Origin of the sequence: Streptomyces qinglanensis (genome assembly GCF_900111245.1) — a bacterium.
Lineage (GTDB): Bacteria > Actinomycetota > Actinomycetes > Streptomycetales > Streptomycetaceae > Streptomyces > Streptomyces qinglanensis.
Window position 1 is genome coordinate 17,170 of record NZ_FOGO01000008.1, and the last position, 21,518, is coordinate 38,687.

Annotated in this window: 17 protein-coding genes and 2 tRNA genes; 5 read left to right on the forward strand and 14 right to left on the reverse strand. The window is 70.9% G+C overall.

The annotated features are described in order from the left end of the window. Positions 1 to 111 precede the first annotated feature (111 nt). The 7 genes from mreD to BMX65_RS17900 all read right to left on the reverse strand — a co-directional run bounded on the left by mreD (position 112) and on the right by BMX65_RS17900 (position 8,894). A complete protein-coding gene (mreD, locus tag BMX65_RS17870) occupies positions 112 to 846 on the reverse strand; it encodes a rod shape-determining protein MreD (RefSeq protein ID WP_075001561.1) in 735 nt (244 codons plus the stop codon). A gap of 25 nt (positions 847 to 871) precedes the next feature. Beyond that, on the reverse strand, positions 872 to 1,807 hold the full coding sequence (gene mreC, locus BMX65_RS17875) for a rod shape-determining protein MreC (RefSeq protein ID WP_075001342.1): 936 nt from the start codon (positions 1,805 to 1,807) through the stop codon (positions 872 to 874). A gap of 127 nt (positions 1,808 to 1,934) precedes the next feature. Further along, the gene (locus BMX65_RS17880) at positions 1,935 to 2,954 is read right to left on the reverse strand and encodes a rod shape-determining protein (protein ID WP_026004902.1); all 1,020 of its coding nucleotides are present in this window, start codon (positions 2,952 to 2,954) and stop codon (positions 1,935 to 1,937) included. A 258-nt stretch (positions 2,955 to 3,212) separates the two neighbouring features. After that, positions 3,213 to 3,626, reverse strand: coding sequence for a nucleoside-diphosphate kinase (ndk, locus tag BMX65_RS17885; protein WP_019358134.1), 414 nt, complete (start codon positions 3,624 to 3,626; stop codon positions 3,213 to 3,215). A gap of 130 nt (positions 3,627 to 3,756) precedes the next feature. After that, on the reverse strand, positions 3,757 to 4,119 hold the full coding sequence (locus BMX65_RS17890) for a DUF4233 domain-containing protein (RefSeq protein WP_075001343.1): 363 nt from the start codon (positions 4,117 to 4,119) through the stop codon (positions 3,757 to 3,759). After that, the gene (gene folC / locus BMX65_RS17895) at positions 4,120 to 5,679 is read right to left on the reverse strand and encodes a bifunctional tetrahydrofolate synthase/dihydrofolate synthase (RefSeq protein ID WP_075001344.1); all 1,560 of its coding nucleotides are present in this window, start codon (positions 5,677 to 5,679) and stop codon (positions 4,120 to 4,122) included. It abuts the gene before it with no gap. 581 nt (positions 5,680 to 6,260) lie between these two features. Continuing rightward, on the reverse strand, positions 6,261 to 8,894 hold the full coding sequence (locus BMX65_RS17900; RefSeq protein ID WP_075001562.1) for a valine--tRNA ligase: 2,634 nt from the start codon (positions 8,892 to 8,894) through the stop codon (positions 6,261 to 6,263). 132 nt (positions 8,895 to 9,026) lie between these two features. Between BMX65_RS17900 and BMX65_RS17905 the strand changes: the two genes are divergently transcribed. Further along, positions 9,027 to 10,109, forward strand: coding sequence for a hypothetical protein (locus BMX65_RS17905; RefSeq protein ID WP_075001345.1), 1,083 nt, complete (start codon positions 9,027 to 9,029; stop codon positions 10,107 to 10,109). A gap of 224 nt (positions 10,110 to 10,333) precedes the next feature. Beyond that, a complete protein-coding gene (locus BMX65_RS17910) occupies positions 10,334 to 11,263 on the forward strand; it encodes a hypothetical protein (RefSeq protein ID WP_075001346.1) in 930 nt (309 codons plus the stop codon). Between the two features lie 380 nt (positions 11,264 to 11,643). On the opposite strand, the gene clpX is transcribed toward BMX65_RS17910, so the two are convergent. The 5 genes from clpX to BMX65_RS17935 all read right to left on the reverse strand — a co-directional run bounded on the left by clpX (position 11,644) and on the right by BMX65_RS17935 (position 16,246). Continuing rightward, positions 11,644 to 12,927 carry an ATP-dependent Clp protease ATP-binding subunit ClpX gene (gene clpX / locus BMX65_RS17915; RefSeq protein WP_019358128.1) on the reverse strand — a complete coding sequence of 428 codons (1,284 nt, stop codon included), beginning with the start codon at positions 12,925 to 12,927 and terminating at the stop codon, positions 11,644 to 11,646. Positions 12,928 to 13,086: 159 nt separating this feature from the next. Next, entirely contained in the window at positions 13,087 to 13,746 is a 660-nt protein-coding gene (locus BMX65_RS17920) for an ATP-dependent Clp protease proteolytic subunit (protein ID WP_019358127.1), read from the reverse strand. A gap of 70 nt (positions 13,747 to 13,816) precedes the next feature. Beyond that, positions 13,817 to 14,422, reverse strand: coding sequence for an ATP-dependent Clp protease proteolytic subunit (locus tag BMX65_RS17925; protein WP_019358126.1), 606 nt, complete (start codon positions 14,420 to 14,422; stop codon positions 13,817 to 13,819). A 247-nt stretch (positions 14,423 to 14,669) separates the two neighbouring features. Further along, positions 14,670 to 16,067: a trigger factor gene (tig, locus tag BMX65_RS17930; protein ID WP_075001347.1), complete on the reverse strand. Its 1,398-nt coding sequence runs from the start codon at positions 16,065 to 16,067 to the stop codon at positions 14,670 to 14,672. A gap of 102 nt (positions 16,068 to 16,169) precedes the next feature. Beyond that, positions 16,170 to 16,246: transfer RNA gene (locus BMX65_RS17935), tRNA-Pro, on the reverse strand. Between the two features lie 70 nt (positions 16,247 to 16,316). On the opposite strand from BMX65_RS17935, the gene BMX65_RS17940 reads away from it, so the two are divergent. After that, positions 16,317 to 16,387 (forward strand) — tRNA-Gly (locus BMX65_RS17940). Between the two features lie 404 nt (positions 16,388 to 16,791). On the opposite strand, the gene BMX65_RS17945 is transcribed toward BMX65_RS17940, so the two are convergent. After that, positions 16,792 to 16,986, reverse strand: coding sequence for a hypothetical protein (locus BMX65_RS17945; RefSeq protein ID WP_075001348.1), 195 nt, complete (start codon positions 16,984 to 16,986; stop codon positions 16,792 to 16,794). A 607-nt stretch (positions 16,987 to 17,593) separates the two neighbouring features. Between BMX65_RS17945 and BMX65_RS17950 the strand changes: the two genes are divergently transcribed. Next, positions 17,594 to 18,793, forward strand: a complete 1,200-nt coding sequence (locus BMX65_RS17950) for an acyltransferase family protein (protein ID WP_075001349.1) — start codon at positions 17,594 to 17,596, stop codon at positions 18,791 to 18,793. A gap of 160 nt (positions 18,794 to 18,953) precedes the next feature. On the opposite strand, the gene BMX65_RS17955 is transcribed toward BMX65_RS17950, so the two are convergent. Next, positions 18,954 to 20,114, reverse strand: coding sequence for a PP2C family protein-serine/threonine phosphatase (locus tag BMX65_RS17955; protein WP_075001563.1), 1,161 nt, complete (start codon positions 20,112 to 20,114; stop codon positions 18,954 to 18,956). Positions 20,115 to 20,262: 148 nt separating this feature from the next. Between BMX65_RS17955 and BMX65_RS17960 the strand changes: the two genes are divergently transcribed. After that, positions 20,263 to 21,516, forward strand: coding sequence for a GNAT family N-acetyltransferase (locus BMX65_RS17960; RefSeq protein ID WP_075001350.1), 1,254 nt, complete (start codon positions 20,263 to 20,265; stop codon positions 21,514 to 21,516). Positions 21,517 to 21,518 lie beyond the last annotated feature (2 nt).

Sequence of the window (21,518 nt, forward strand, 5' to 3'; positions counted from 1 at the left end):
GGGAAGCCGGAGGGAAATCCGGGGGAAACGCCGGAGAGAACGCCGGAGAGAACGCCGGAGGGAACGCCGGGAGGAGAACCGGCCGGAGAGCCGGGAGAGAAGGAGCGCGCCTCACAGCCGCTTGACCCCCTTGATCTTCCCGGTCTTGCCGCGTCCGCTGAGGTTCACGGCCTTGTTGCGCGGGGTCCGCTTGCCGGTCTTGAGCCCCTTGCCGCCCTTGCCGAACACGCTGCCGCTGCCGCTCTTGCCGAACACGCCGCCGCCGAGCCGGGCGTCCAGGCTCCCGCCGGAGGTGAGCCAGCCGTAGGCGCGCATCCCGCCGTCCGCGCTGCCGCCGCCGGGTTCGGCCCCGATCGGGTCCTTCTCGCCGCGCCGGGCCAGGGACATGATCAGCGGAACCACGAACGGCGCCAGCAGCAGGTCGTAGAGGGTCGCGGTGAGCAGCAGTCCGCCGAGTCCGTCGGGGCGGGCCACGGTGTCCCCGACCAGGGCACCGACTCCCGCGTACAGCAGGGTGGAGCCGATGGCGGCGGAGGCGACCACGAGCATCGGCACGGTGGCCGAGCGGTGCTGCCCGCCCTCCGGCTTGGTCAGCCCGGCGGCGTAGCCGATCAGGCAGAGCACCAGCGCGTAGCGGCCCACGGCGTGGTCGGCGGGTGGGGCGATGTCGGCCAGCAGGCCGGCGGCGAAGCCCACCAGGGCGCCGGCGGTGTGGCCGTACACCAGTGCGAGGCCCAGGACGACGAGCAGCAGCAGATCGGGCACGGCGCCGGGAAGCTGGAGTCTGGCCAGCACGGTGACCTGCAGCATCAGGGCGACGACCACGAGAGCGGCCGAGAGCAGCATCCGGTTGAGGAGGTGCACTGTGGGATCAGCTCCTGGGCGAGGAGGTGGCGCCGGGCGTCTTGGTGACGGTCACCGTGGGGGCGGGCTTGGGCTTCGCGGGCTTCTTGGACTTGAGGACCTCGTCGCGCGGGTCCTTGCGCGGCGGCTTGACGACGATGCCGACCACGTCCAGTCGGGTGAATCCCACGTAGGGGCGCACCCGTACCGTCCGGGTGAGGTCGCCCTGGTGCCGGTTGACCTTGGTCACCTCGCCGACCGGGACGCCGGGGACGAATGGCTTGTCGTCGCTGGAGCCGAAGGTGACCAGCCGGTCGCCCTTCTTCACCTTGGCCTTGCCGTTCAGGAGCTGGACGGAGAGCGCGTCGCCGCCGCGCCCGGTGGCGAAGCCCAGCTCGTTGCTCTTCTCCATGCGGGTGCCGACGGTGAAGTCGGGGTCGTTGGCCAGCAGCACCGTGGAGCTGGACGGCCCCACGGTGGTCAGTCGCCCGACCAGTCCGTCACCGTTCAGCACCGTCATGTCGCGGCGCAGCCCGTCCTCCCGGCCCGCGTCGATGGTGACGGTCCAGGAGAATCCCTGGGCCGCGCCGATCGCGACGACCTGGGCGCCCTTGACCCCGTAGCCACCCGCACCGGCGGTCTTGAGGAGCTTGTCCAGCTCCTTGGCCCGCGCCCGGTTGCGGTCGCTGGAGCCGAGCTTCTGCCGCAGCGCCGCGTTCTCCTGCTCCAGTCGGCTGAGTCTGTCGTGGCGGGCACCCGAGTCGCGGACGGCGGCGACGGCGTTGCCGACAGGGTCGACGGCCGAGGCCATGCCGTTCTCTACCGGGCCAAGAACGGAGGCGGCGGACTGCCGCGCTCCGTCGAGCGGAGACTGCTCGCCCCCTCTGAGGTCCACCGTGATCAAAGCGAACGCGATGGCGATCAGCAGGACGAGCAGCAGCCGGCTTTCTCGTGTGTCCCTCACGTGCGGCGGCCGTGCCTTTCTGTGGGGCAGCCCCGCGTGGGCGGGGTGCATGGCGGGGGCCGCCACTGCGTTCGAACGACCCGCCGCGTGAACGGTCAGTTGTTGCGCACCGGCGCGCGTCCGGGGCTCAGCGGCGCGGCTGCGCGTCGAGCACCTGCTGGAGCGCCTCGAACTCCTCGACACACTTGCCGGAGCCGAGCGCGACCGAGTCCAGCGGGTCCTCGGCGATGTGGATCGGCATCCCCGTCTCCCGGCGGAGCCGCTCGTCCAGACCGCGCAGCAGCGCGCCACCGCCGGTGAGCACGATGCCGCGGTCCATCACGTCGCCGGACAGCTCCGGCGGGCACTTGTCGAGGGTGGTCTTGACCGCGTCGACGATCGCGTTGACCGGCTCCTCGATGGCCCTGCGAACCTCGGCAGCAGAGATCACCACGGTCTTGGGGAGCCCGCTGACCAGGTCGCGGCCGCGGATCTCGGTGTGCTCGTCCTTGTCGAGGTCGTGCGCCGAGCCGATGGTGATCTTGATGCTCTCGGCGGTGCGTTCGCCGAGGAGGAGACTGTACTCCTTCTTGATGTGCTGGATGATCGCGTTGTCGAGCTCGTCACCCGCCACCCGGATGGACTGCGCGGTGACGATGCCGCCGAGCGAGATCACGGCGACCTCGGTGGTGCCGCCGCCGATGTCCACCACCATGTTGCCGGTCGCCTCGTGGACGGGCAGCCCGGAACCGATCGCCGCGGCCATCGGCTCCTCGATGATGTGCACCTGGCGGGCACCCGCCTGGGTGGACGCCTCGATGACGGCACGGCGCTCGACCCCGGTGATGCCGGACGGCACGCACACCACCACGCGGGGCCGGGCGAGATAGCGCCGCTTGTGGATCTTCAGAATGAAGTAGCGGAGCATCCGCTCGGTGATCTCGAAGTCGGCGATCACGCCGTCCTTCAGGGGCCTGACGGCCACGATGTTGCCAGGGGTGCGGCCGATCATCTTCTTCGCCTCGGCGCCGACCGCGAGAATCCCGCCCGTGTTGGTGTTGATCGCGACGACGGACGGCTCGTTGAGGACGATCCCGCGACCCCTGACGTACACCAGCGTGTTGGCGGTCCCGAGGTCGACAGCCATATCACGGCCGATGAACGACATGTTGGTTCCCATGGATGCGTCTGGCCTTCCAAGTGGGGCGATGTGGTGTGCGGCTACGGAAGGATGCGGAGTACCTCGCCGGTACGCTCGAAGCACGAGGCTTCCATCGTAGACGCGCTTGCTCGAACACGTGGAGACGGTTCCTCCGCCATTGTCGGCGGAAGTCCGAACGGCCACCGTAATGGTGACGTCGTGTCGGAGCCGAGCCCCGGTCCGTTCCGCCTCAGGCGGTCCATGCGGCGGCGGGCGAGGCCCGGCTCAGGAGAATCGGGGAAAGAAGATCTTCATCTCCCGTGCGGCCGACTCCTCCGAGTCCGAGGCGTGGATCAGGTTCTCCCGCACAATGGTGCCGAAGTCTCCGCGCACCGACCCGGCGGGGGCGGCGATCGGGTCGGTCGGCCCGGCCAGCGCCCGTACTCCCTCGATCACCCGTTCGCCCTCGACGACCGCGACGACGGACGGGCCGGAGGCCATGAACTCCATCAGCGGCTGGTAGAACGGGCGGCCCTCGTGCTCCGCGTAGTGCTGCTCCAGCGCGGCCCGCTCCAGCGTACGCAGCTCCATGGCCGCGATCGTCCACCCCGCCTTGCGCTCGATACGGCCGATGATCTCCCCCACCAGACCGCGTGCGACGGCATCGGGCTTGAGGATGACGAGGGTGCGCTGGGTCATGCGTGCGGCTCCTTGGCTGCGGTCGTACGGTGAGCAGAGGCTACCTGCGGGCCGCAGCCGCGCCGACGCCGGGGAGCACTTTTCCGCCGCCCGGGTGGCACCCGCCGCCTCGGCGGGTGCCGTCCGCGCCTCAGCCGGCGGGCTCGGCCCCGTCCGGCTGCGCCGCTGCGGCCGCGAAGCGCGCCTTCGCCTCGTCGACCTTCCGGCCGAAGTGCACCGAAGCCCACCAGAGACCGGCGAAGCAGGCACCCAGGAAGAACATCGCGGGAACCACGAACCCACTGGCCACCAGGGCGACCTGGAGCGCCCAGCCGAGGTGGACGCCGCCCGGACGGGTGAGGACGCCGCACAGCAGCAGGCACACAACCATGGCGACCCCGCTGACCGTCCAGACGGTGGCCGCCGAAAGGTCACTCGTCTGCATGGCGACCAATCCGGCGAAACCGATGACGAAGAACTCGCCGATCAGCGTGGACGCACACAGTGTTCGCATCTAGCGCCCCCCGCCGAGCAGCAGCCGGGCCTCGCCGACAGTGATCACCGAGCCGGTGACCAGCACCCCGGCCCCGGCGTACTCGCCCTCCTCCTCCGCAAGGGTGACCGCCTCCTCCAGCGCCGCGTCCAGCCGCGGCTCCACCTGGACCCGCTCGTCGCCGAAGACCTCCACGGCGAGCGCGGCGAGTTCGTCCACGTCCATCGAACGGTGGCTGGAGTTCCGGGTGACGACGATCTCCGCGAAGATCGGTTCGAACGCCTCCAGCAGTCCGCGCACGTCCTTGTCGGCGCTGGGGGCCACGACCCCGACGAGCCGGCTGAAGTCGAACGCCTCGCTGACGGCCTCGGCCGTGGCCAGGGCACCGCCCGGATTGTGCGCCGCGTCCAGCAGCACCGGAGGGCTGTTGCGCACCAGCTCCAGCCGGCCGGGCGAGGAGACCGCGGCGAACGCTTCGCGGACCACGTCGATGTCGAGGGTGCGGGCCTGCTGCTGGCCGATGCCGAAGAACGCCTCCACGGCGGCCAGCGCCACGCACGCGTTGTGCGCCATGTGCGCACCGTGCAGCGGGAGGAAGATGTCCGGGTACTCCCCGCCCAGGCCGCGCAGCGTGAGCTGCTGGCCGCCGACGGCGAGCTGCCGCGAGACCACGCCGAACTCCATGCCCTCGCGGGCGACGGTGGCGTCCACCTCCACGGCCTTCTTCAGCACCACGGAGGCCGCCTCCACCGGCTGCTGGGCGAGCACCACGGTGGCGTCGGGCTTGACGATCCCGGACTTCTCCTGAGCTATCCGCTCGGGCGTGTCGCCGAGCCGGTCGGTGTGGTCGAGGGAGATGGGGGTGATGACGGCGACGCCCGCGTCGATCACGTTGGTCGCGTCCCAGGTGCCGCCCATGCCGACCTCGACGACGGCCACGTCCACCGGCGCGTCGGCGAACGCGGCGTAGGCCATCGCGGTGAGGACCTCGAAGAAGGACAGCCGGTAGTCCTGCTGCGCGTCCACCATCTCGACGTACGGCTTGACGTCCTCGTACGTCTCGATGAAGCGCTCGGCCGACAGCGGTGCGCCGTCGACGCTGATGCGCTCGGTGACCGACTGCACGTGCGGGGAGCTGTAGCGCCCCGTCCGCAGCTCGAAGGTGCCCAGCAGCGCCTCGATCATCCGCGCCGTGGTGGTCTTGCCGTTGGTGCCGGTGATGTGGATGGAGGGGTAGGAGCGCTGCGGCTCGCCCAGCACGTCGACCAGCGCGGCGATGCGCTGCACCGAGGGGTCCAGCTTGGTCTCGCCCCAGCGGGTGGCCAGCTCCTCCTCCACCGCCCGCAGGGCCCGGTCCACCTCGGGGTCCTCGGGCCGGGCCGGCACCGGCTCCGGCTGCGGTGGTCCGGCCTGGGCGCGCAGGGTGCGGCTGCCCGCCTCGATCACCGCCAGATCGGGATCGCGGTCGGTCTCTTCCCCGACGATCTCCTCGAAGGAGGAGGGCCGCGGCTCGTGCGGCTCGGACTCGTGGGGCTCGGGTTCGTGCGGCCGGGGCTCGTCGGGCTGGGGCTCGTCGCTCACGCGACCAGTCTACGTAAGGGTCCGGCGGCGGACGGGGGTGCGTTCGGACAGACCGGACGGGCGCCTCGGCAGCGGCGGCACTCGGCGGCACTCGGCAGCCGGATTGCCCCGGACCAGGCCCTGCGCCGCATGCGGGACGCGCTGGAGCACGCTCGGCACCGCACCCGGGGCCGGACCGCCGGGCCGGCGGAGTCTGCCACGCGGGTGTGGACGGGCTTCACCCGACGGAGGGATCCGGGGACCGTGACGCACCGGACGCGGTGGCCGCCCGCGCCGTGGAGGAGGTGCCGACGAGGCAGCGGTGCCGGTGCGGCGCCGGTGCGGCGCCCGCCCCGCCGTCGACCGGTCGACCACCGGGTCGATCATCGGATGGCACATCGCGCCACACAGGCACAATCTGCCGCCACGCTGGTCATCGGCGCCCCGTCCGGCCCTCCCGGTGGGCCGGACGCGCCGGTGAAGGGGCGCCGCAGGACCGCGCACCGCGCCCGGCCGGTCGGGGCGCGGGCGCGGTCTCGCGGCGCTGCGGTCTTGCAGCGCTGCGGTCTCGCGGCGCTGCGGTCCTGCGGCGCCGCGGCTGGTCAGCCGAGCCGGTCCAACTGCTGCCGCAGCCGGTCGATGTCGGCCTCGGCGGCGGCCTTGCGGCCCCGGATCTTCTCCACCACCTGGTCGGGCGCCTTGGCCAGGAACGCCTCGTTGCCGAGCTTCGCGCCGGTCTGCGCCAGCTCCTTCTCGGCGGCTGCCAGGTCCTTGGCCAGCCGCTTGCGTTCGGCCGCCACGTCGATCGCGCCGGAGAGGTCGAGGCTGACCGTCGCACCCGCGACCGGCAGCGAGGCCGTGGCCTGGAAGCCCTCCCCCGCGGGCTGGAGCCGCAGGAGCTGGCGGACGGCGTCCTCGTGGGCGACCAGCGGGGTGCCCTCCACCGCCAGTTGGGCGGGCACCTTCTGGCCCGGCTGGAGACCTTGGTCGGCGCGGAAGCGCCGGACCTCGGTCACGGCCTGCTGGACGGTGGCGATCTCCCGCTCCGCCTCCGCGTCGCGGAACCCGGAGTCCTGCGGCCAGGGCGCGACGACCACGGACTCGCCGCCCGTCAGCGTCGTCCACAGGGTCTCGGTGACGAACGGGACGACGGGGTGCAGCAGCCGCAGGGTCACGTCCAGGACCTCGCCCAGCACGCGGCGCGAGACCTCGGCGGGCCGGCCGCCCTTGGCGAAGGTGGTCTTGGACAGCTCGACGTACCAGTCGAAGACCTCGTCCCACGCGAAGTGCCGCAGCGCGTCGGAGAGCTTGGCGAACTGGTAGTCGTCGTAGTAACCGTCGACCTCGGCCAGCACCTCGTTCAGCCGGGAGAGGATCCAGCGGTCGGTGGCCGCCAGCTCACCGGCCTCCGGCAACGGGCCCTCGACGGTGGCACCGTTCATCAGCGCGAAGCGGGTGGCGTTCCAGATCTTGTTGGCGAAGTTGCGGGACGCCTTGACCCAGTCCTCGCCGATCGGCACGTCCGTACCGGGGTTGGCGCCCGAGGCGAGGGTGAAGCGCAGCGCGTCGGAGCCGTAGGCGTCCATCCAGTCCAGCGGGTCGACGACGTTGCCGAAGGACTTCGACATCTTCTTGCCGTGCTCGTCGCGCACGAGGCCGGTCAGCGCGATGGTGTGGAAGGGCGGCTCCTCCATCACATACGTGCCGAACATCATCATCCGGGCGACCCAGAAGAAGATGATGTCGTAGCCGGTCACCAGGACGTCGGTGGCGTAGAACGTCTCCAGGTCGGGCGTCCGGTCCGGCCAGCCGAGCGTGGAGAACGGCCACAGCCCGGAGGAGAACCAGGTGTCCAGCACGTCCGGGTCCTGGTGCCAGCCCTCGCCGGCGGGCGGCTCCTCGTCCGGGCCGACGCAGACGACCTCGCCGTCGGGGCCGTACCAGACCGGGATGCGGTGCCCCCACCAGAGCTGGCGCGAAATCGTCCAGTCGTGCATGTTGTCGACCCAGTCGAAGTACCGGGAGGACATGTCGGCGGGGTGGATCCTCACCCGGCCGTCGCGGACGGCGTCGCCGGCGGCCTGTGCGAGCGGGGCGACCTTGACCCACCACTGCATGGACAGCCGCGGCTCGATCGTCGTCTTGCAGCGGGAGCAGTGTCCGACGCTGTGCACATAGGGGCGCTTCTCCTCCAGCACCCGGCCCTGCTCGCGCAGCGCGGCCACGATCGCCGAGCGCGCCTCGAAGCGGTCCAGGCCCTGGAAGGGGCCGTGCGCGGTGATGACACCGCGCTCGTCCATCACCGTGAGCATCGGCAGCCCGTGCCGGCGGCCGATCTCGAAGTCGTTCGGGTCGTGCGCCGGCGTCACCTTGACCTGCCCGGTGCCGAACTCCGGGTCGACGTGGCTGTCGGCGACGACCGGGATGGTGCGGTCGGTCAGCGGCAGCTTGATCTGCTTGCCGATCAGGTGCTGGTACCGCTCGTCGTCGGGGTGGACGGCGATCGCGGTGTCACCGAGCATCGTCTCGGCGCGGGTGGTGGCGACGACGACGGTCTCCTCGCCCTCGCCGTACCGGAGCTGGACCAGCTCCCCGTCGTCCTCCTGGTACTCCACCTCGATGTCGGAGATGGCCGTCAGGCAGCGCGGGCACCAGTTGATGATCCGCTCGGCGCGGTAGATCAGCCCGTCGTCGTGCATCTTCTTGAAGACGGTCTGCACGGCACGCGAGAGCCCCTCGTCCATGGTGAAGCGCTCGCGGGACCAGTCGACGCCGTCGCCGAGGCGCCGCATCTGGCCGAGGATCCTGCCGCCGTACTCCTCCTTCCACCGCCACACGCGCTCGACGAACGCCTCCCGGCCGAGGTCCTGGCGTGACTTGCCCTCCTCGCCGAGCTGCTGCTCGACCTTGTTCTGGGTGGCGATGCCCGCGTGGTCCATACCGGGCAGCCACAGCGCCTCGTAGCCCTGCATCCGCTTGCGGCGGGTGAGCGCGTCCATGAGGGTGTGCTGGAAGGCGTGCCCCAGGTGCAGGGATCCGGTGACGTTCGGGGGCGGGATGACGATCGTGTAGGGCGGCTTGCCGCTCTTGGCGTCGGCCTCGAAGTAGCCCCGCTCCACCCAGCGCTCGTACAGCTTCCCCTCTACCTCGGCCGGCGCGTACTGGGTCGGCAGATCTGCGGGGGCGGCGCTGTTCGGCCCGTCGGCTGCCGGGCTCTGCTGAGTGTTGTCGGTCACGACGGCCAGTGTACGGGCGTCCATGCGCCGCCCTCGAACCGGTTCGCGGACCGGTGGCGCACACCATCGCGCCATCCGTCACTATGTGCGGAGCGCATTCGACTACTTGTTCACGGAGGGGAAGCGCCGCTCATGAGCAACCAGCAACCCGGCCCTTACGGCCAACAGCCAGGGCAGCCCGGGCCGTACGGCCAGCAGCCGGGTCCGTACGGGCAGCCGCCGCAGCAGGGCGGCCCCAACCCGTACGGCGGCGCCCCCGGGCAGCCCGGTTACGGCTACCCGCAGCAGCCGCCACAGCAGCCACCCGGACCGCCGCCGCAGGGCTACGGATTCCCGCAGCAGCAGGGCGCGCCGGGCCGGCCCGGCCAGGCCGACCCCTACGGCCAGCAGGGGCCCTACGGCCAGCCCGACCCTTACGGCCCGCAGGGGCCCTACCAGCAGGGGCCCTACGGTCAGCCCGGGCCGCCGATGCCGCCGCAGGGCGGTGGCGGCAAGGGCAAGACGATCGGCATCGTGGCCGGCGCGCTGGTGCTGGTGGCGGCCGTCATAGGCGGCGTCGTCCTGTTCACCGGCACGGACGACGACAAGGGCGGCGGCGACAAGGGCGGCGGCTCCGTGGTGGCCGACGACGGCAAGAAGTACAAGCTCATCACCCCGGCGACGGTGGCCGGCGAATTCGACAAGACGCCCGGCTCGGAGAACAGCTCCTCGAACGGGTTCAGCGACTCGGACAAGGACAAGTTCGAGCAGTTCGGCGTCAAGGACCCCAAGACCGTCTCCGCCAGCTATGAGAGCGGCACCGGCATCGACGCGAAGAAGCTCAGCTTCGGCGGTGTCTACGGCGAGATCGAGAACCCGGATGCCGTCGTCAACGCGGCGCTGCTGATGGTCGCCAAGGAGGCCAAGGAGGACCCGGACACCAGCGGGGGCGGCAAGGCCCAGCTCGAGGGCGAACCGGAGGAGGTCCACCCCAGCGGCCTGGGCGACGACGCGGTGATGAAGTGCCAGAAGGTGAAGTACAGCGCACCGCCCGGAAACACTTCGGGGGTCGACAGCTTCACCATGCCGTTCTGCATGTGGGGCGACCACAGCACCATCGGCTTCGTGGTGACCGCCTCCGCGGCCGACGCGCTCAGCGGAAAGGGCACCTCGGTCACCGAGGCCGGCGAGACGACCGCCAAGGTCCGCAAGGACGTCCGCGTGCCGATCACCTGACGCCCCGCCCCTCGGCGGAGAGCGCGCGGCGGCGTCCGGGAGACTTCCCGACGCCGCCGCTGTGCGCTGGGGCCTTCCGTGACATGTCCGGATGATTCGCCGGTCGTTCTTCACGATTGCGTTCCCGGGCGGCCCCGATTCGGCGCCCGGTGCGGCACTCCCGTCGTGGATCCGTCAGGATGTGCGAGCGCGTTCAAGCACATCAACGGAGGGGAAGCGCCGCCATGAGCCAGAACCAGCCGGGTCCCTACGGGCAAGACCCCTACGGGCAGCAGCCGCAGCAGCAGCCCGGTTACGGGTACCCGCAGCAGCCGCCCCAGCAGCAGCCCGGCTACGGCTACCCCCAGCAGGGCCAGCCCCAGCAGCAGCCCGGCTACGGCTACCCGCAGCAGGGCCAGCCCCAGGGCGGCGCTCCGTACGGCCAGCCGGGCCAGCCCCAGGGCGGCGCTCCGTACGGGCAGCCGGGCCAGCCGCAGGGCGGCGCTCCGTACGGGCAGCCGGGGCAGCCGGGGATGCCCGGACAGCCGCACCCGGGCATGCCGATGCCGCCGCAGGGCGGCGGGGGCAAGGGCAAGACCATCGGCATCGTGGTCGGCGCGCTGGTCGTCGTGGGCGCCCTCGTCGGCGGCCTGTTCCTGTTCGGAGTCGTCGGCGGCGGCGACTACAAGCTGGACGCACCGCAGTCCATAGGCGAGTACCAGCGCAAGGGCGAGCCCGACACCGGCAAGGGCGGCCAGGTCAAGGTCGGCACCGGCGAGGACAAGAAGCAGGACATCCCCGGGATGGATCCCGAGGGCCACATCAGCGCGGTGTACACCGCCGGCGAGAAGAGGCTGAACTTCAGCGGCGCCTACGGCACCCTGGACGACCCCGAGAAGGGTGTGGACTGGCTGCTGGGCCAGCTCGAGAAGACCACCGGCGGCTCGGCCAAGGCCGCGGGCGAGCCGAAGAAGGTGAGCCCCTCCGGGTTCGACGGCGACCTCATGAAGTGCCAGGACTACAAGATCATGGGCACCACCATGCCGGTGTGCGCCTGGGCGGACGACAGCACCATCGCCATCGTGACCGCCACCAACGGCAGCGGCCCCGCCTCCTCCGACGAGACCGCCGAACTGACCGCGAAGGTCTACGACGCGGCACGGGTCGAGAAGTGAGCCGAGCTTGAGCGCACCGCCTCCGGCCCCCTGCCGGTCGGGCGGTCACGGGCAGCCTCCGGGCCCCGGCGCCGGTCCCCTCGGACCGCCGCCGGGGCCCGGTTTCCGTGCTCCCGGACCCTGGGCGACCGGCCGCCACCTCATCGCCCACCCGAGTCCGGACAGTGTCGACCTGGCGGAGTCCGCGCGGGTCACCGTGCGCATCGAGGAACAGGTGAGGGTGCCGAGGCAGCCGCGCGGCCGGTCAGGCCGACCGGCCCCGGCGACGACCGGCAGCCCCTCCGTCACGAAGGCCCGCCCCGGATCGGGGCGGGCCTTCGTGACGGTACGGAGGGGGAACCGGCTGCCGGGGCCCCGGACCGCCGCCGGAACCGGGGCGGTCAGGCGCTCTTCTCGTGGCGCTGCTGGTCGCCGTTGCCGCGGGCGCGCGGCACCAGGGTCGGGTTCACGTTGGAGTGCACGACCTCCTCGGTGATCACGACGCGCTCGACGTCCTTGCGCGAGGGCACCTCGTACATCACCGACTGGAGGACCTCCTCCATGATGGCGCGCAGCCCGCGGGCCCCGGTGCCGCGCAGGATGGCCTGGTCGGCGATGGCCTCCAGGGCCGGGCGGTCGAAGTCCAGCTCGACGCCGTCGAGTTCGAAGAGCCGCTGGTACTGCTTGACGAGCGCGTTCCTGGGCTCCATGAGGATCTGCAGCAGGGCCTCGCGGTCCAGGTTGTGCACCGAGGTGATGACCGGCAGCCGGCCGATGAACTCCGGGATCATCCCGAACTTCACCAGGTCCTCCGGCATGACCTCCTCGAACTGGTTGGTCGCCTCGATCTCCCGCTTGGAGCGGATGTCGGCGCCGAAGCCGATGCCCTTGGCACCCGCCCGGGACTCGATGATCTTCTCCAGGCCGGCGAACGCGCCGCCCACGATGAACAGCACGTTCGTCGTGTCGATCTGGATGAACTCCTGGTGCGGGTGCTTGCGGCCGCCCTGCGGAGGCACCGAGGCGGTGGTGCCCTCCAGGATCTTCAGCAGCGCCTGCTGCACGCCCTCGCCCGAGACGTCGCGGGTGATCGAGGGGTTCTCGCTCTTGCGGGCCACCTTGTCGATCTCGTCGATGTAGATGATCCCGGTCTCGGCCTTCTTGACGTCGTAGTCGGCCGCCTGAATGAGCTTCAGCAGGATGTTCTCGACGTCCTCGCCGACGTAGCCCGCCTCCGTGAGCGCCGTGGCGTCGGCGATGGCGAAGGGGACGTTCAGCATCCGCGCGAGGGTCTGGGCCAGCAGCGTCTTGCCGGAACCGGTGGGGCCCAGCAGCAGGATGTTGGACTTCGACAGCTCGATGCCGTCGTCCCGGCCCTGGCCGTTCTCGCCGGCCTGCACCCGCTTGTAGTGGTTGTAGACGGCCACCGAGAGGGCCTTCTTGGCGGCCTCCTGGCCGACGACGTAGCCCTCCAGGAACTCGTAGATCTCCCGGGGCTTGGGCAGCTCGTCCCACCGGACTTCGGAGGATTCGGCGAGTTCCTCCTCAATGATCTCGTTGCAGAGATCGATGCACTCGTCGCAGATGTACACACCTGGACCCGCGATGAGCTTCTTCACCTGCTTCTGGCTCTTGCCGCAGAACGAGCACTTGAGCAGATCGCCGCCATCACCGATGCGTGCCACGAGGAGCTTCCCCTTCGCCTGGGATCCGTCAGGGATACGGACCGAGGTACGTGCTCTTCGACGGTACCTTGCCGGACCGCCGGAATGGGCCCCCCTTGGAGCGACCGGACGGACACATCCGGCGCCGCCCCAAGGGGGCAGGGTCGTGCGCGCGAACCCTCAGACCCCCACCGAGGTCTTCCGGGTGGAGACGATCTGGTCGATCAGGCCGTACTCCAGGCACTCCTCAGCGGTGAGGATCTTGTCGCGCTCGATGTCCTGCGAGATGATCTCGCGCTCCTTGGTGGAGTGCTTCGTCAGCATGTCCTCCAGCTGCTCGCGCATCCGCTGGATCTCGTTGGCCGCGATCTCCAGGTCCGAGACCTGACCGCGCCCCGTCTCGCTGTAGGGCTGGTGGATCAGGATGCGGGCGTTGGGCAGCGCCATCCGCTTGCCGGGGGTGCCGGCGGCCAGCAGCACGGCGGCCGCGGAGGCGGCCTGCCCCATGCAGACCGTCTGGATGTCCGGCTTGACGAACTGCATCGTGTCGTAGATGGCGGTCAGCGCGGTGAAGGAGCCGCCCGGCGAGTTGATGTAGACCGAGATGTCGCGGTCGGGGTCCATCGACTCCAGGCACAGGAGCTGCGCCATGACGTCGTTGGCCGAGGCGTCGTCGATCTGCACACCGAGGAAGATCACGCGCTCTTCGAAGAGCTTCGCGTACGGGTCGTACTCCCGCACGCCCTGCGAGGTGCGCTCGACGAAGCGCGGCACGACGTAGCGGGACTCGGGCGCGATGCCGGTGAACTCGGCCCGGGCGTCCGTGGGAAATGAGGTCATCGGGAGGTTCTCCTGGAGATGAGCTGGTGGCTGCGGGAGGAGCGGGTGCCCTGCGGCGCTGTGGCGGGGCTCACGCACCCGTGCCGCCACCGCCGGGAAGCTGCGCGGCACTGCCGTACACCTCGTCGATGAGGCCGTACTCGCGCGCCTCCTCGGCGGTGAACCAGCGGTCGCGGTCCGCGTCGCGGGTCCACTGCTCGACGGTCTGACCGCTGTGCGCGGCCGACAGCTCGGCCAGCCGCTTCTTGGTGCGCAGCAGCTGCTCGGCGTGGATCTTGATGTCGGTGGCCGAGCCCGCCAGGCCCGCGGAGGGCTGGTGGATGAGGATGTCGGCGTTGGGCAGCGCGAAGCGCTTGCCGGGGGTGCCCGCGGTCAGCAGGAACTGTCCCATGGAGGCGGCCAGGCCCATGGCGATGGTGACGACATCGTTCTTGATGTACTGCATGGTGTCGTAGATCGCCATGCCCGCCTGGACCGAACCACCCGGGCTGTTGATGTACAGGAAGATGTCCTTGTCCGGGTCGGCGGCAAGGAGCAGAAGCTGGGCGGTGATCTTGTTGGCGATATCGTCGTCCACCGGCTGGCCGAGGAAAATGATGCGCTCGTCGAGCAGCCGGTTGTAGACCTGATCGCCGAGGCCACCACCGAAGTTGGGCTCGCCGGCGGCGGAAGGCATCGGAAGCGTCACGTGTCCACCTGCTCGTGTCCGGACGGCCACGCGGAGCTGGCCGCCACTGGGGTCTTCGTCTACTGGGGACCCTAACGCGCCGGTCGTCGGCCGCCATCCCGGGCCGAGCGCATTTCGCTGTGAGCGCAGGTGCCCCGGGCGGGTGCGTCCGCCGCGGCCGACAGCCGAACGGGGGGCGCCCGGGCGTGCACTCGCGCGCCCCGGCGCCCCCCGTTCGCGGGTCAGGCGAGCCGGATCAGCTCTCGGTCTTGCCGGCCTCGTCCGCGGCCTCGGCGGCCGGGGCCTGCTCGGCCTCGGCGCCTTCCTCGGCCTCCTCTGCGTCCTCGTCGCTCAGGTCGACGACCTCGCCGGCGGTGTCCTTGACGGTCACGGCCTCCACCACGGTGGCCAGTGCCTTGCCGCGGGCGACCTCACCGACGAGGACCGGCACCTGGCCGCCCTCGACGACGGCCTGCGCGAACTGGTCGGGGCTCATGCCGGAGGACTGGGCACGGCGCATCAGGTGCTCGGTCAGCTCTTCCTGGCTGACGTTGAGCTTCTCCTTGCTGACCAGCTCGTCGAGCACGAACTGGGTCCGGATGCCCTTCTCCGCCTGCTCCTTGAGCTCGGCGTCGAACTCTTCCTCGCTCTTGTCCTGCATCTTCAGGTAGGACTCGAGGTCCAGGCCGAGCTGGCCGAGTTGGTGGTTGACCAGGTTGTGCTTGCGGCTCTCGATCTCGTCCGCCAGCAGCTTCTCCGGAACCGGGACCTCGATCAGCTCCAGGAGGGCGTCGAGCACCTTCTCCTGGGCCTGGGTCGCCTGCTCCTGCTTCTTCTGGTCGGCCAGCCGCTTGCGGCTGTCCTCGCGCAGCTCCTCCAGCGTGTCGAACTCGCTGGCGAGCTGGGCGAACTCGTCGTCCAGCTCGGGCAGTTCCCGTGCGGAGACGGTCTGGACGGTGACGGCGACCTCGGCCTCGCGGCCCGCGCCGGAGCCGCCCTTCAGCTCGGAGGTGAAGGTGGCGCTGCCGCCCGCCTCCAGGCCGGTGACGGCCTCGTCGATCCCGTCGAGCAGCTCGCCGGAGCCGATGGTGTAGTCGACGCCCTGGGCGACGCCGTCCTCCAGCACCTCGCCGTCGATCCGGGCCTCGAGGTCGACCTTGACGACGTCGCCCTCGGCGGCGGCCCGCTCGACCGCGGTGGTCGAGGCGAAGCGCTCGCGGAGCTGCTCGACGGCCTCGTCGACGTCCGCGTCGGAGACCTCGGCCGCCTCGACCTCGACCTCGATGCCGGAGTAGTCCGGGATCTCGATCTCGGGGCGGACGTCCACCTCGGCGGTGAAGGCCAGCAGCTCGTTGTCCTTCAGCTCGGTGATGTCGACCTCGGGCTGGCCGAGCACGTTGAGCTCGCCCTCCTCGACGGCGGACTGGTAGAGCTTCGGAAGCGCGTCGTTGACGGCCTCCTCGAGGACGGCACCGCGGCCGAAGCGCTGGTCGATCAGGCGCGCAGGGATCTTGCCCTTGCGGAACCCGGGCACGGTGACCTGCTGGTTGATCTTGCTGTACGCCGCGTCGAGGCTGTCCTTGAGCTCCTCGAAGGGCACCTCGACAGTGAGCCGAACCCGGGTCGGGTTCAAGGTCTCCACGGCGCTCTTCACGGTCGGTCTCCTTGGGGCTGGCATTGGGGGTTCTGCTGACTTCTTGGCTGCGCCCCGTATGCATGCAGACACGACACAGGCACGCGCGTCTTTCATAGTACGTGGTCGGGGTGGCCGGATTCGAACCGACGACCTTCCGCTCCCAAAGCGGACGCGCTACCAAGCTGCGCCACACCCCGTCGGTGCGACACGTAGAGTACATGTCGTAGGATGCGGTGCGTGCCGATCCGGTCCGCCGATCCGGCTCACGCGGGCGTAGCTCAATGGTAGAGCCCTGGTCTTCCAAACCAGCTACGCGGGTTCGATTCCCGTCGCCCGCTCAGGAGTGCGAAAGGCCCGGCCCCCGAGGGGGCCGGGCCTTTCGTCGTCTCGCGAGGGCATCGTCGTCCCACGCGGGCCCCCGCGGTGTCGCCCCGCCACTCGGTCGCGGCATCGGCCCGCCGCCCTGTCGTGGCGTCGGCCCGTGTCGCAGAGCGTCTCTGCCCGGCTGCGGTGCGGGCATGCCGGGGCCGGGCGCGGGCATCCCCGGGGAGGGCGGGCGCGAGGGCACCGCACGCGTCCGGCCGCCCCCGGGGGAGCCGCCCGGACGCGGCCCGGCGACGCGTGGCGGCGGGGTACGGCGGGTGGCGCGGAGGCGGGCCGGGAAGAACACGCGGCCGCTTGCGGGCGGGCCTCCCCGCGGGGAGGCCGCATCTGCCGGGAGCGGATCCGGTCGGCGGCCCCGCTAGAAGCTGATCTGGTTGATCGTGTCGGCGACCGAGTTCAGGAACCGGTTGATGGACGGGGCCATGCCGCTGGAGGCGAGGAAGAAGCCGAAGAGCACGGCGACGATGGCGGGCCCCGGCTTGATGGACTTGCTCCGGATCATCACGACCAGGATGACCGCCAACAGCACGACAACGGACAGCGAGATGGCCACAACTGCTCACACCCTCATGGTCGGAACGCCTCACCCGGCCTCGGGGGGCCGCCACTGTGGCCGTACCCCCGCGCACAGCGCGCACCCATCGTGCCACCAACTCCCTTGCGCGAGGAGCCGACCGGAGCGCCACCGGGCCCATCATCGGGTAAATACCGATCATCGACCAGGGGGACAGCATGGGACACTTGGGACGTAGGTGACGCAGTCGGCAGGGTGCGGGAGGCTCGTCATTCCCCCCATCAATTCGACGTGATCACCGCACGACGACTTGACGAATGCCGGGAATGCGTCGCGTGGCACATCGCACGGCAGGTGCACTTTGTGCAGAAAGACCGGCACGCGGTGCCGCATCCCTCCGGCGGCCGGAATTCTCCGAGGTGATCTGCGAATTGTGTCCTCGCTCACAGTGCGTACCGAGAGCGCCGTCCCCCTTGTCTCCGGCGTCACAGTGACCTCATACACCCCGGTTGGACGGGACATCGTCCGGCAGATCGAACATTCACGTCACACCCCGTCAGCCCCGTTCCGGAAGTCGGCGAATAGCGCACGGTGAGGCGGGAAGGCGGCGCGGGGCGAGAATTTACGGCTCACACGGTGACCCGCTATGGTGCGGCAGATGTTGCACGCTGGTTATGAGCGGGCGCCGCTCCCCCCCGTCCGCCAGGAGTCCCCCTCCGAGACGCCACCCGCGTCCGCGGAGCAGGCTGCGAAGTCGCAGCCCTCGCAGGCGCAGAAGAAGCCAGCAGCCAAGCAGCGGGACCCGTTCTTCGACAACGCGAAGTACCTGACGATCGTCCTGGTCGGGATCGGGCACGCCTGGGACCCGCTGCGCAGCGACAGCCGAACGGCCGAGGCGCTCTACTTCGTCCTCTACACATTCCACATGCCGGCGTTCATCATCATCTCGGGCTACCTCTCCAGGAGCTTCGAGGGCAAGCCGAAGCAGGTCCAGCGGCTGGTCACCGGGGTGGTCGTGCCCTACCTGGCGATCCAGTTCGGCTACACGTTCTTCATGCGCTGGGCCAACGACGACCCGGACCGCGAGTTCCACTTCCAGGAGCCGGGGTTCGCACTGTGGTTCCTGTGCGCGCTGTTCCTCTGGCGGCTGACGACGCCGCTGTGGAAGAGCCTGCGCTGGCCGATGCCGGTGGCACTGGCCATCGGAGCGGCGGCCAGCGTGACACCGAGCATCAGCGGCGATCTGAACCTCATGCGGGTGGCGCAGTTCCTGCCGTTCTTCGTCCTCGGCCTCCAGTTGCGCCCCGAGCACTTCAAGCTGGTCAAGCGCAAGGAGGCGCGCTACCTCGCGGTACCGGTGACGCTGTGCGCGATGGTGTTCGCCTACTGGGCGGTCCCCCGGATGTCCAAGGCATGGTTCCTGCACGACAAGGCGGCCGAGGACATGGGCGTCCCGTCCTGGGCGGGTGCGGTGATGTACCTGGCGCTCTTCGGCTGCGGCCTGGTGATGACGGCCTGCTTCCTCTCCTGGGTGCCGCGGCGGCTGATGTGGTTCACCGCGCTGGGCGCCGGCACGCTCTACGCCTACCTGCTGCACATCTTCTTCATCCAGAGCTCGCGGCAGTTCGACTGGTACGAGATGGCCTGGGTCGACCACCCGCTCAGCCGGGTCGTCATCACCCTGCTGGCCGCCGTGATGATGACGGTGCTGTGCACCCCGTGGGTGACCCGGCTGTTCAAGTTCGTGATCGAGCCGAAGATGGACTGGTTCTTCAAGCGCGACCCCGGGGCCATGGCCCGCAAGCGGGAGGCCGGCACCACGCCCGCCTCGCACCGCAAGAAGTAACCCTCCGCCCAGGCACGTTCCCCGGCCCCCTCCCGCAACCCGCGCGAGGGGGCCCGCTGCTGGGCGAGGAGCCCCGCACGGAGGTCGAACATACGGACAGCGGGTGAGCGGACGCCACGCCGGTTGACCGCGTCGGCCCCTTCGGCGGACCGGGGAGCCGTCAGTCGCGGCAGATCAGCAGCAGCGCCCGGTCGTCGTTGACGTCGCGCGCCACCGACTCGATCAGATGCCAGGCCGCGCCGTGGAAGCTCGTGGCGACATAGCGGTCGGCCTCCCCGGTGAGCCGGTCCATGCCCTCGGTGAGGTCCCGCTCCGCGGTCTCCACCAGCCCGTCGGTGAAGAGCATCAGCACGTCCCCGCGCCGCAGCGTCCCCTTGACCGGGTCGAACTCCGCACCGTCGTACACGCCCAGCAGCGGCCCCTCGGCGGCCTTCTCCTCCCATTTTCCCGAACCGGCGTTCAACTGCATCGCCGGCACGTGCCCCGCCGAGAGCAACTCGTAGTCGCCGCTGTCCAGGTCCAGGACGAGATGGACGGAGGTGGCGAAGCCCTCCTCCCAGGACTGGCGGAGCAGATAGCCGTTGGCCGCGGGCAGGAAGGCGTGCGGCGGAAGCGAGCCCAGCAGCCCGCCGAAGGCGCCGGAGAGCAGCAGGGCGCGGGAGGCGGCGTCCATGCCCTTGCCGGAGACGTCGGTGAGGACCAGTTCCAGGGTCCGGCGCCCCGGACCGGTGCGCGCGGCGACGACGAAGTCCCCGGAGAAGGACTGCCCGCCCGCCGGGCGCAGGGCCATCTCGTGGTGCCAGCCGGCCGGCAGCTTGGGCAACTTGCTCTGCACCCGGATGCGTTCGCGCAGGTCGAAGAGCATGGTGCCGCCGCGCCGCCAGGGCACACCCACCCGGCTGCGGAACTGCGCGACGAGCAGTGCGGAGAGTCCGGCCGCCGCCACCACCAGGATGGTGCCCGGCGTCACGCGCCCGCCGTCGGCCGACTCCCAGGGCGGCAGCAGCAGCGACTCGACCATGAGCGCGACCGCGGCGGCCGCGTACAGCGCCAGCAGACTGGCGGGCCGCAGCAGCAGGCCGCCCGCGATGAGCGGGAGCACCAGCGCCTCGGGGGCGCACCACAGCGGGGTGAGGACGGTGGCGCAGGCCAGGGCCGGGACGGTGAGCAGCAGGCCGACCAGTGCGACCCAGTCGGAGGCGCCGCCGCGGAAGTAGTCGACAGCGGACCTGCGCAGGGTGGTGCGGGCCCGGTGCCAGGTCTTCTGCGCCTGGTGCAACCGGGCCGTGGCTGCTGAGAGTCCCACGCGGCGGTCCGCCATGCTCACGGAGCCTAGCCACCCCGTCGGCGAGCCGTCGATTCCCGGCAGCGGCCGGGAGGTGTGCGCGGGGTCCGCGCGCCCAGGGGGGCGGCGCGCCAGCGGGCAAATACGTTCGCTCGCGTTCGAACTGCCTGCTAGTGATGAAGGTATGACAAATGAGCCGCAGGTTCTCCAGCCGTCCGAGTGGGACGCCTGGTACGCGTCCCTGCAGAGTGCGTTCGCCGCGGACGAGACGTCCGAGGAACAGGAACTGAACCGTGCGCTGACCGAGTCGGAGCGCTCGATCGGGGTGTGGGACGAGGGGCGCCCGGTGGCCACGGCGGGACTGCTGTCGTTCCGGATGGCGGTGCCCGGTGGCGCCGTCGTCCCGGCGGCCGGCGTGACGATGGTGAGCGTGGCGCCCACCCACCGCAGGCGGGGGCTGCTGCGCTCGATGATGCGGCGGCAGCTCGACGACGTACGGGAGGCCGGCGAGGAGTCGCTGGCGGTGCTGACGGCGTCCGAGGCGGGGATCTACGGCCGGTTCGGCTACGGCCTGGCGGCGCGCTCGCTCTCGGCGCGGATCGACACCGCGCGGGTCGCGTTGGAGCTGCCCGCCGGGACGGCGGACGAGGCGGCGGGGCTGCGGCTGCGCCAGTCGGACGAGGCCGCTTCGCTGCTCGCGGAGTGCGAGTCCGTCTACGCCCGCGCGGTGCCCCGCCGTCCGGGAATGCTGGAGCGGCGCCCGGGGTGGGAGCGGGTGCCGCTGGTCGACCCGGAGCGCAAGCGCGACGGGGCCTCGCCGCTGCGCTGCGTGGTGGTGCTGCGGGACGGCGAACCGGTGGGGTACGCGCGCTACGCGGTCCGGCTGCACTGGACGCAGACCGGCGCCGCCGAGGGCGAGGTGCGGCTGCGGGAGCTGGAGGCGCTGGATCCGGCCGGGCACGCCGCGCTGTGGCGCTTCTTGTGGGGCATCGACCTGACGGCCACCGTGGTCGCCGACGACCGGCCGCTGGACGACCCCTTGCTGCACCTGGTGGACGATCCGCGCCGGTGCGCGACGGCGTTCCGGGACGCGCTGTATCTGCGGCCGGTGGAGGTCGGCGCCGCGCTGGCAGCGCGCGGCTACGCCGCCCCGGTGGAGGTGGTGCTGGAGGTCGAGGACGCGTTCTGCCCCTGGAACACGGGCCGCTGGCGGCTGTCGGGCGACGTGAAGGGGGCGGTGTGCGAGCCGACCCGGGACGCGGCCGACCTGTCGCTGTCCGTGCGGGAGCTGGGGCGCGCGTATCTGGGCGGGACCTCGCTGTCCGCGCTGGCCGGGGCCGGGCTGGTGCGGGAGCAGCGGCCGGGCTCGGGCGCGCTCGCGGCAGCCTCCGCGGCCTTCGGCAGCGATGTCCAGCCGTGGCTGCCGCACGGGTTCTGACC

Coding starts and splice junctions, on each gene's coding strand:
- BMX65_RS17920 (WP_019358127.1), bottom strand. CDS start 13,746: ATGACCTCATTTCCCACGGACGCCCGGGCCGAGTTCACCGGCATCGCG.
- BMX65_RS17925 (WP_019358126.1), bottom strand. CDS start 14,422: ATGCCTTCCGCCGCCGGCGAGCCCAACTTCGGTGGTGGCCTCGGCGAT.
- BMX65_RS17905 (WP_075001345.1), top strand. CDS start 9,027: ATGAGCAACCAGCAACCCGGCCCTTACGGCCAACAGCCAGGGCAGCCC.
- ndk (WP_019358134.1), bottom strand. CDS start 3,626: ATGACCCAGCGCACCCTCGTCATCCTCAAGCCCGATGCCGTCGCACGC.
- BMX65_RS17955 (WP_075001563.1), bottom strand. CDS start 20,114: ATGGCGGACCGCCGCGTGGGACTCTCAGCAGCCACGGCCCGGTTGCAC.
- BMX65_RS17890 (WP_075001343.1), bottom strand. CDS start 4,119: ATGCGAACACTGTGTGCGTCCACGCTGATCGGCGAGTTCTTCGTCATC.
- BMX65_RS17910 (WP_075001346.1), top strand. CDS start 10,334: ATGAGCCAGAACCAGCCGGGTCCCTACGGGCAAGACCCCTACGGGCAG.
- BMX65_RS17950 (WP_075001349.1), top strand. CDS start 17,594: ATGGTGCGGCAGATGTTGCACGCTGGTTATGAGCGGGCGCCGCTCCCC.
- BMX65_RS17960 (WP_075001350.1), top strand. CDS start 20,263: ATGACAAATGAGCCGCAGGTTCTCCAGCCGTCCGAGTGGGACGCCTGG.
- mreD (WP_075001561.1), bottom strand. CDS start 846: ATGCTGCTCTCGGCCGCTCTCGTGGTCGTCGCCCTGATGCTGCAGGTC.
- BMX65_RS17880 (WP_026004902.1), bottom strand. CDS start 2,954: ATGTCGTTCATCGGCCGTGATATGGCTGTCGACCTCGGGACCGCCAAC.